General features: G+C 55.1%; 11 protein-coding genes. All 11 read right to left on the bottom strand.

Annotation, left to right across the window (positions count from 1 at the left end):
- Positions 1–616: hypothetical protein (locus GXP52_08250; protein NOY87274.1), on the bottom strand; the 616-nt coding region annotated here is incomplete at its 3' end.
- A complete protein-coding gene (locus GXP52_08245; protein ID NOY87273.1) occupies positions 613–822 on the bottom strand; it encodes a hypothetical protein in 210 nt (69 codons plus the stop codon). The genes GXP52_08245 and GXP52_08250, both read right to left, overlap by 4 nt.
- 520 nt (positions 823–1,342) lie before the next feature.
- The gene (locus tag GXP52_08240; protein NOY87272.1) at positions 1,343–3,136 is read right to left on the bottom strand and encodes a long-chain fatty acid--CoA ligase; all 1,794 of its coding nucleotides are present in this window, start codon (positions 3,134–3,136) and stop codon (positions 1,343–1,345) included.
- Positions 3,136–3,534 (bottom strand): glycine cleavage system protein GcvH, encoded by a 399-nt coding sequence (gene gcvH, locus GXP52_08235; GenBank protein NOY87271.1) that lies wholly within the window; start codon positions 3,532–3,534, stop codon positions 3,136–3,138. Before gcvH ends, GXP52_08240 begins: the two co-directional genes overlap by 1 nt.
- 79 nt (positions 3,535–3,613) lie before the next feature.
- Positions 3,614–4,261 carry a fructose-6-phosphate aldolase gene (gene fsa / locus GXP52_08230; GenBank protein ID NOY87270.1) on the bottom strand — a complete coding sequence of 216 codons (648 nt, stop codon included), beginning with the start codon at positions 4,259–4,261 and terminating at the stop codon, positions 3,614–3,616.
- Between the two features lie 215 nt (positions 4,262–4,476).
- Positions 4,477–5,124 carry a hypothetical protein gene (locus GXP52_08225; GenBank protein NOY87269.1) on the bottom strand — a complete coding sequence of 216 codons (648 nt, stop codon included), beginning with the start codon at positions 5,122–5,124 and terminating at the stop codon, positions 4,477–4,479.
- Between the two features lie 17 nt (positions 5,125–5,141).
- Entirely contained in the window at positions 5,142–6,005 is an 864-nt protein-coding gene (gene metF / locus GXP52_08220; protein NOY87268.1) for a methylenetetrahydrofolate reductase [NAD(P)H], read from the bottom strand.
- Positions 6,006–6,058: 53 nt separating this feature from the next.
- Complete coding sequence (folE, locus tag GXP52_08215; protein ID NOY87267.1) at positions 6,059–6,628, bottom strand: GTP cyclohydrolase I FolE; 570 nt, start codon at positions 6,626–6,628, stop codon at positions 6,059–6,061.
- On the bottom strand, positions 6,609–7,814 hold the full coding sequence (larC, locus tag GXP52_08210) for a nickel pincer cofactor biosynthesis protein LarC (GenBank protein ID NOY87266.1): 1,206 nt from the start codon (positions 7,812–7,814) through the stop codon (positions 6,609–6,611). Before larC ends, folE begins: the two co-directional genes overlap by 20 nt.
- Before the next feature lie 186 nt (positions 7,815–8,000).
- Complete coding sequence (gene larB / locus GXP52_08205) at positions 8,001–8,756, bottom strand: nickel pincer cofactor biosynthesis protein LarB (protein NOY87265.1); 756 nt, start codon at positions 8,754–8,756, stop codon at positions 8,001–8,003.
- 97 nt (positions 8,757–8,853) lie between these two features.
- Positions 8,854–9,783, bottom strand: a complete 930-nt coding sequence (folD, locus tag GXP52_08200) for a bifunctional methylenetetrahydrofolate dehydrogenase/methenyltetrahydrofolate cyclohydrolase FolD (protein NOY87264.1) — start codon at positions 9,781–9,783, stop codon at positions 8,854–8,856.
- Positions 9,784–10,051: the final 268 nt, after the last annotated feature.

Raw genomic sequence — 10,051 nt, 5'->3', positions numbered from 1 at the left:
CATCAGTTACAAGATAGGAAATACCAAGGGCCATCGTGTCGGGAAGATGCAAGTCCACCGATGCCTTGCCTGAATAGGGCACGCCTGAAGAATCGGGAAATAAGGAAGCTGTACCGGAGAGCTTCGCGGTCACTCCACTGTGCCAGGCAAGACCTACCCTGAGTGCGTCGCTGGCCTGGTAGAGACCGCCCAGTGTGAAACCGATACCGTGGCCGTCACCTTTCATGGAGTAGTTCCATCCGGTGCCGGCACCGTCCGAAGAACCGCCTTTGTAGACAACTTTATTGACAAGATAATACTCGGGGCCGAATCCAATGGAAAACCTGTCGTTTACACGGTAAGCGACCACCGGCGCAATTTTTGCCATCTCAATGGTGGTCTCTGTAACAACATCCACAGGATTTAAGGGTGTCAAGGATCTAAAAGTCACATTGAAACCCGCATCGGATTTCCAATCCGTCCCCAGTCCGAAGGGGGTGTTGATCCCGAAACCCACCCACCAGTCTGATTCCTTTACCCGGTTTGTGTAAAAGAAATAGGGTGGATAAAAATCCTTCGCCTCGGCATCGACGCCCTCGAATTCTGATCTGGGAGAAATCTTGGTGAATCCTGTCACATGATCTGAATCCCCTCCAGACCGGTTATGCCGGCGACATTATGATGGACCGCGGAGGGGTCGTCGGCCTGCCCCACGAAAGCGTTGGCCATACCCATGGCCTTGGCGCCCGACTCGGGAACCCGGAAAGCGCCGGCGAAGGCAGTGCCTGCGCCCAGCGTCACGGCCAATGATACGATCAGTAATCCGAAAAAACTCTTTTTCATGAAACGGCTCCTTTCATCCCCCGGTTCTTATAGTGAATATCTCCCCCTGAAAGTTTTTCTATAACACCGTTTTGTTCTTCGTTTGTCAACAGATACGAGAAATAAGAGTGCTTTCTTCTCAGGTTCATCCTGAAAATGATTGCCTGGATAGGATAAATTCCGGAACATGGGAAAGCTTATTTAACACCGTTCGACGCGCTTTGCTTGCTCACGGCAGGCAGGGTTCAGAAAAAATATCAACACAAGAGGACACAGGGTTTAGCAGGGTACACAGGGGCAAACAACGGTTCAGGGGAGGGGATGCGTTCTCTGTGTCCTCTGCGAGAAACCCATCGCACTGGCGCCTTACGGCTTAAAACCCAAGCCCTCCTTTGTGAGACCCTTCTTGTAACCCCTGTGTAGCAGCCTTCGATGGGCTGCACTGTGATAAATTAGCTCTTGACCTTCGAGATTGCCGCGCCGGCGGTTTCACTCAGGCTCGCAATGACAGGAGCGGTGTTCCGTACGGGACGCCCCTTGCTCAGTCGTCGTACAGCGATTCCAGGTCCTTCCAGAAACGGCTGGTAATCACCTTGCGCCTCAGCTTCATCGTTGGAGTCACCTCGCCCTTATCCTGGGAAAATTCCCTTTCCATGATCTTGAACCGTTTGACCTGCTCCACCCGGGACAGGTCTACCTGGGCGGAATCGATCCTCCCTTGCAACAGCTCCTTGATTTCGGAATTGTCGCAAAGCTCCCGGCGTGACGAGAACTTTATCTTGTGCTCCCTGGCGTAGTTCTCCATCCTGTCCCAGTCCGGTACTATAAGGGCCGAAATATACTGCCGCCGATCACCGAAGACAAAGGCCTGACTGATAAACTTATCTGCGGAAAGGGCATTCTCAATTAGGGAAGGGGCAACGTTCTTTCCGCCGGCGGTAACGATGATGTTCTTCTTTCGCCCCGTGATGACCAGAAATCCGTCGTGGTCGATATGCCCGAGGTCCCCCGTTGAAAACCACCCATCCTGGTCAATGGACTCCGCCGTGTCAGACGGCCGATTGAAGTAGCCCTTCATCACATTGGGCCCCCTGACCTGGATTTCCCCGTCATCCGCTATCCGGACCTCCACACCCGGGAGGGGGTGACCCACGGAACCGAACCTGAGCCTCTCCAGATCGTTGGCGGATATGACGGGAGATGTTTCCGTCAGTCCGTAGCCCTCCAGGATGATGAGTCCCGCAGCGTGGAAAAACTCCGCGATCCGTTTGGAAAGCGGAGCGCCACCCGAGATCATGAGCCTGATCCGGCCGCCGAAGGTCTGCCTGAGCCTGGAAAATACAAGCCTGTCGGCGAACCGCTGCCGGAAGCGAAGCCACCCGCTCAGGTCCTTTCCCTGCTGCAGGCGTCGGCTGACCTCCTGTCCGATACTCAAAGATGTTACGAAGATGATCCTTTTCAACAGGGAACTTTCCCTTACACGGTCGAGGATCCGCCCGTAGGCTTTTTCGTAAACCCTGGGGACGCTGACGAGAATCGTCGGCCTGACCTCTCCCATATTGGGAATTAACTGATCTATACTTTCCGCATAGGCGATTTTGCCGCCCGTGTACAGAAACAGATAGTAGGCCAGTCTCTCGAACACGTGGGATAGAGGAAGGAAGGAAAGACAGGTGTCGGTGTTCTTGATCTGGATTACTTCCAGTATCTGCCGTACATTGGAAAGGAAGTTGTTGTTGGTCAGCATGGCCCCTTTGGGCTCACCTGTGGTTCCGGATGTGTAGATGATCGTCACCAGGTCGTCGGCCTCCCCCTCAGCGATGGACTTCCCGAGGGACTCCCAGAGTTCGGGTATCGCCTCACAGCCCCTGGCAAGCAGATCGTCAAAGGTGATAACGTCATCGCCAAGCCTGTCCTCGGGCACTGGATCGAAGCAGACGATCATCCTCAGCTCGGGAAGACCGGATCTTATCTTGAGAATCTTATCCAGATATTCAACGCTGGATACGAAGATGGCGCCTGCGGAGCAGTCGAGGAGAATGTACTCGAGTTGCGCGGGTGTGAGGGTCCAATAGAGCGGAACGTCCACCCCGCCGATGGCAAGTATTCCGAGGTCGGCAAAGACCCACTCCGGGCGATTTTCGGAGAGGATGGCTACACGATCGCCGCTCTCGAAACCCAGGCACGCGAGGCCGCGCGCCACCTCGCGGTAAGCCCTCGACAGATCCTTCCAGGAGACAGGCTGCCAGGTACCCTCGACCTTGCGTTCCATGACGGTCCTCTCACCATACAGTTCGACCCGGGCATCAACCATCCTGACAATAGTATTTTCCACTACTCCTCCCCGCCACCAAGATCAGCGATATAACTTTCGTACTCCCCAGGTGTCATAAGGGATTCCATCTGTCCGGGCTCCGATATCTCGATCTTAAGAAGCCAGCCTTCCCCGTAAGGATCCTCATTGACAAGCTCCGGGCTGTCCACCAGGTCGGCATTAACCTCCACAATTTCCCCTGAGACGGGGGCCGTCAGATCGACAACAGCCTTGTCTGACTTCAGGACACCGAAGGAGGATGTCATCTCGATCTCGTCCTCCACGTCGGGCAGATCCACAAGGATTACATCTCCCAATTCCTCCTGGTAGAAATCCGTCACACCGATTTCGGCCTCATTACCCGCAGGGCGAACCCAGAGATGATCCCTGGTGTAATAACAGCTCCCAGGAACATCCATCAGCTATCCTCTCCTCCCATTTCCCGTGTTCCGTGTTAAACGCATACGAACATATTTTACCGGTTGTTCCAAAAACGGCTCATTCCTTCGGTACCTTTTCCCAGTCAGCGCGGAACTTTTCAATCCCGAGGTCCGTCAGGGGATGCTTGAAGAGCTGGAGGATGACCTTTAACGGAACGGTGGCGATATCAGCCCCCATGAGGGCCGATTGGAGAACATGGCCCGGATGGCGGACACTGGCAACGATAATCTCGCTTTCGAATCCAAAATTTTCCTTGATCTGCATGATCTGCGCGACAACGTCCATCCCGGAGTTACCCACGTCGTCAATTCTCCCGACGAAAGGGCTGATAAAGGATGCGCCCGCCTTGGCGGCCAACAGGGCCTGCAAGGGAGAAAAAACAAGGGTTACATTGGTACGAATACCCTCTCGGCCGCAAAGTCTGACCGCCTTCAGCCCCTCAGGGGTCATGGGGATCTTGACAACGACATTCTCTCCGATGGAGGAAAGCTTCCTGGCTTCCTCCAGCATCCCCTCCGCATCAGGGCTGACCGTCTCAAGGGATACCGGTCCATCGACGACACGGCAGATCTCGGTAACCAGGGGCCAGAACTCCCGCCCTTCCCTTGCGACAAGGCTGGGGTTGGTGGTGACTCCATCAATCAATCCCATTTTTATGGCTGAGGTTATTTCGTCAAGGTTGGCGGTATCGAGAAAAAATTTCATAACATCGTCTCCAGTGAATCGGGTTTTAAGAACCTGTTTCGACAACAAACACTTCCAAAGCTGATTCACCACAGTCACGCCGATGGCGTGGCTTATAGGTCACACCACAGGGTTACACAGGGTACAACCAAGAGTCGCCGCGTCCGCTTTTCCCTCTCTGGACCCTGGACTCTGGACCCCCTGTCCTGAGCCTGTCGAAGGATGGACTCTGGACCCTAAAATCTGTACCCTACCCCAACCGAGACGGCGTCCTCCCCGAAGAGGTGAGCCTCCATACTGAAATAAAAGTTGAAATCCATGAAGTAGTCCATCCCGAAAACCAGAAAACCCCGGCCGTTTTCGTCCAGGCCGCCCGGCGGCCCATCCAGGGTCATGAACTCAACGGCAAATCCGGCGTATCCTGTTGTCCCCCCCGATTTGACTATGCCAAGAAGGGTAAGCTGTTCCTGAAACAGATCAAACTTCTGTCCCCCCTCACTGCTGTTTGACCAGAGCAGCTGGGTATCCAGGTCCAGCGAAAAATCGGAATCCGTCGGAGCAAAGAGCTTGAAAACCACGCCTCCCCCGTAGGAGAAGCCGAGATTTCCGCTGAAACCGTAGTCATCCACCGACATATCCGCAAATCCAAGCTTGAGATAGGGCGTCACCTTGGGGGAAAAACCGATCATCCCCTTGCCCATGAAGGATTTGCTCGTGACCTTGTGTCCTGCGATGTCCAACTCCGCATAACCAACAGAACCGGAAATGGACGACTTCCCCAGGTCCAGGAAACCCACGGGCGCACCCAAATTAATTGCCTGGACGCCGGGTACATCGATCAGCAGCACCATCGCTGAAACCAACAATATTAGAACCTTTTTCACTTTTTACCTCCTCCCCGTCATTCCCGCTCCAGGAATTTCCCTGTCCCCGCCAGGATTTTTTCCGTCGCACGGTTGCGGTTTAATGTGTAGAAATGCAGGCCTGAGACGCCAAAGTCAAGCAACTCGTTGCACTGTTTTATGGCATGGTCCACCCCTACCCGGAAGATGTCTTCCGAGTTATCTATCCTGTTCTTTATCTCCCATGGCACCGTCGCGCCGCACATCTCGGTAAACCTCTGTACCTGACCGAGATTGGTAATGGGCATTATCCCGGGAATAACCGGTATTTCAATGCGCGCCCCGGTCGCACGATCCATGAAATCAAAAAAGTACCTGTTGTCAAAAAACAGCTGGGTGATAATGAAGTCCGCCCCGGCATCAACCTTTCTCTTGAGGTTTTCAATGTCCCTGTCGACAGACACGGCCTCGACATGTCCTTCGGGATAACCTGCAACCCCGATGGAAAAACCATCCGCCTCGCGGAGGTATTCGACCAGCTCGTAGGCGAATTTAAAATCCTTCTGGATTCTGTACCCCGGGAGGTCCCGCGGCGGGTCTCCCCGGAGGGCAAGAATGTTATCTATGCCCTCCATCCTCAACCGGCGGCAGACCGCCTGGATATCCCGGCGCGACGACGCGATGCACGTCAGATGCATCATGACGTTCAGGCCGTACTTCTCCTGAATGCTGGTGGTCCAACGCAGGGACTTTTCCTTCGTGCTGCCCCCCGCGCCGTAAGTCACCGAAACGAAATCGGGATTGAACCGTCTGAGCTTCTCCACCGTTTCATCCAGTACACTTTCGCTCTCAGGATTCTTGGGCGGAAAAAACTCGAAAGAGAGGGAGGGCTTATTATTAGCCAGAATTTCGCTGATCTTCAATTACAAATCCTCGCAGTTTCATCCTGGAAATGAGCACCGGGATATAACGTCCCCTACCCTATCCGGTTGCCGTAGATAAGTGAAAGCGTCTCACTGCGGGTTCTTTCATCCCTTCTGAAGGAGCCCCGAACGGCGGAGGTAACGGTGCGGGAATTGGGTTTATTCACCCCACGCATGGACATGCACATGTGCTCGGCCTCGATGACGACCATAACCCCCTTGGGGCGGAGACCGTTCATGACCGCCTCGGCCACCTGTGTTGTCAGGCGTTCCTGGACCTGTGGTTGGCGTGCAAAAGTATCAAGGACTCTTACGATCTTCGAAAGGCCGACAATCCTTCCCCCCTCCGGGATATACGCGATATGGGCAACACCTATGAAGGGAAGCAGATGATGCTCACACATGGAATGCATGGAAATGTCCTTGACGAGTACCATCTCGTCGTGGGTTTCCCCCTCAACAGGGACCAGAAACTGCATGGCATCAACATCGATGCCTGCGAAAACCTCACTGAAAAGATCAGCGGCCCGTCTTGGCGTACCCTTGAGGCCGGGCCTGTCCGGATTTTCTCCAATCCCTTCGAGTATCAGCCTCATCCCTCTTTCAATCTTTTTTCTGTCCATCCTCATACTCCAGATAATAAAGGGCCATGGCCCTTTCGCGCACCTCCCCCGACGGGATTCCCGTTCGGAGGGAAATCATATTGATGTCCTCGAACTCCGGTTTAGCTCGCCACCGACCGGAGGGTGAAAGCCATCGCTTGACCCTCACCTCGCCATGGGGCGTATCAATCCGAACCACCTCTCTGTGGAGAATCTTTCTGGCAACGTCCCAGTACCGTAGACCCGCGCTTCCTGACCGTTCCAGGACGGCATCCAGCATCCTCTCCTTATCTTCGGATGGAACCAGGACGCGGAGAAGAACTCCGACCCTGCCTTTCTTGGTATATGCCGATATTACGTGTACCTCCATAGCCCCGGCCTCATGGAGTTCGCCGATCAGCGGCGCAAGGTATTCGGGGCTGACATCGTCCAAACCGCATTCTATCATGACGCTTCCGGAACCGTGTGACACGTCCATCGGTCGACCGGAAAAAATTCTCAGTAGATTGGGAAGACCGGGATTGTCCCGTCCACCGGCGCCTGTGGCTGTGGCATCTATGGTCATGGGCGGCATGAGGCCGTACTCTGACACCAGTTCACGCAACAGGGCCGCACCCGTGGGGGTGGTCAACTCCACCGAAGGCCCCTTGGAAAAGACGGGAATCCCTTCCAGGAGACAGGCCGTTGCGGGGGCGGGAACCGGCATGGTCCCGTGCTCCGTATTGATAAAGCCGGCTCCCACATTGACCGGTCCTGATAATATCCTCTCCACCCCAAGGTAATGAATGCCGGCCATCACTCCCACAACATCGGCGAGGGTATCTTGGCCGCCCAGTTCGTGAAGGTGGACGGCTCTTCCCGACCCGTGGGCTTTTCCTTCCGCCTTTCCCAGTGATTCAAGCACTCTTGCGCTTCCGGCCCTTATCTCACCCGGAAGCTGGGCCTCCCGGACCAGGGTGATCATTTCCTCAAGGGAACGTCTGACTGGACCTCCTTCAACGATTACTTCACACCGTGTTCCGGCCAGTCCTCCACGTGATACGTCACCGATGTCGTACCGGATCTCACCGGGGATGACGGCATCAACGGCATCCTTGAGAACCCGGGGCGGCAGACCCAGTGAAAGGAGCCCGGCGAGGAACATGTCTCCGGAAATACCGCTGAACGGGTCTATGTAGAGGATCTTCTCTGCCGACATCTCTTTCATCAGGTTCAACGTTCCTCGTTCAAGGTTCCAGGCATGCCGCGGCGTAGTCCGCAGGATGAAGACGGGTTCAACGTTCCAGCTGTTTTCCACGTTGTACATTGACAGGGCCGTAAAAGTCCATTTATGACTTTTTGCGAGTCCGTCAACATTGGACGTTGGACACCGAAGTGGGGTCTGGACCCCTCGCTACCTCGAATCCCTGGCACCGAGGATAAAATGGGCCGCCACCGCGGCTCCATACCCATTGTCGATATTCACCACTGTCAAGCCGCAGGCGCATGAGGACAACATGGTCAGCAGGGGGGTTATCCCACCAAACGATGCACCGTATCCGATGCTGGTAGGGACCCCGATAACGGGAACCGAGACAAGCCCGGCAACCACCGACGGAAGGGCTCCTTCCATACCCGCAACAGCCACGATCACTCCCGCTCTTTCCATCTCTTTTCTGAAGGATGCCAGTCGGTGGAGGCCGGACACACCCACATCGTAAGCCCGGATCACCTCCCTGCCAAGAAAGGAAATCGTACGGGCGGCCTCCTCTGCGACGGGAAGATCGGATGTGCCCGCAGCCATTACCATTACAGGAGAACCATCCTGCCCGGGGAGGGAACCCAGAACGAAAGTTCGGGATAGGGCATCGTAAGCGGCGGCGGGCCATCTGCCCAGAGCCTTTCCCGCTGCCTCACCCGAGATCCGCGTCACCAGGACAGGAGAGCCGGATTCGGCCATTTTTTCCACAATGCCCTCTATCTGACCTGGTGTTTTCCCCTCGCCATATACCGTTTCGGGAATACCCCTGCGCACCTGCCTCTGGGTGTCGATTCTCGCGTAGCCCAGACAGGCCGACGGAAAATCGACGAGGGCTTCCAGCGCCGAGTCGGGACCCAGATCCCCGGCCGACACTTTTCTCAACAGTTCCAGAAGATCGTTCCGGTTCATCTCAGCCTCATCCAAAGTTCCTGAGGGCTGGAGTCCAGAGTCCAGAGGCCAGAGTCCAGAGTACTTCCATACTTCGATACCTCGATACTTCGATACTTCAATACCCATGCCCCAGTCGCCACTTGGCCGCCAGGATAGTGTTTGCCATGAGCATGGCACGGGTCATGGGGCCAACCCCCCCTGGAACCGGACTGTACCATCCCGCCACTTCCACCGCCTCCGGCGACACGTCACCGACCAGAGTGTATCCCTTGTTTTCGAAGTCCCTGACCCGCCCGGGATCCCTCATAAAAACCTCCGGGGCATTCTCCCGGACAAGCTGGTTCATGCCGACATCAATGACGGCGGCCCCCTTCTTGATCCAGTCCTTTTTCACCATCAAGGGTCTTCCCACCGCAGCTACCAGAATATCCGCCTTCCCCACTATTTCGGCCAGATCCGGCGTCCGTGAGTGACAGATGGTTACGGTAGCGTGGCGGTGAAGCAGGAGCATCGCCATGGGTTTGCCGACAATATCGCTTCTGCCGATGACCACCGCCCGCTTTCCCTCAGGATCGACCCCGGCCTCATCGAGCATACGCATCACCCCGGCGGGTGTGCATGATTTAAGAACCGAGGAATCGCCACGGACCAGGCGGCCCACATTAGCGGGATGAAATCCATCCACATCCTTGGCCGGATCGATCCTGTCCAGAACGGAAGCGGTTTCCATCTCATCCGGAAGCGGGAGCTGAACGAGAACACCATCCACGTGGCTATCACCGTTGAGGGTATCTATCAGATCGAGGACCTCCCGCGTGTCGGCATGCTTCGGCAGACGGTGGGAAAAGGATCGGATACCGCAAATACCGCAGTCCTTGACCTTCATGCGAACGTAGACAGCCGAGGCCGGGTTCTCTCCTACAAGGACCACGGCCAGGCCGGGGGGACGCCCAGCGGACGCGGTGAACCTCTCCACCTCGACTTTGACCTCTGTCAGAACCCTGGCCGCAATCTCTTTCCCATCGATGATTTTCGCCTTAGCCATAGACACTACCTCTCTTAGAGTTGATGACTTTGTAAAAAGTGATGACTTTGTAAAAAGTCATCAATGCGCCCACTTAAGGGCGCCCAAATCGAAGATTTGTGAGGAAAGTGAAAATGACACTTTTCGCTTTCCGTTAAGTAAAAAGCCATGAATGAACTTTTTACGACCCTAATAAAGGATGACTTTGTAAAAAGTCATCAATGCGCCCACTTAAGGGCGCCCAAATCGAAGATTTGTGAGGAAAGTGAAAATGACACTTTTCGCTTTC

It is taken from the genome of Deltaproteobacteria bacterium, assembly GCA_013151915.1.
GTDB lineage: Bacteria > BMS3Abin14 > BMS3Abin14 > BMS3Abin14 > BMS3Abin14 > BMS3ABIN14.
This window is presented reverse-complemented; position numbering and strand designations above follow the sequence as displayed.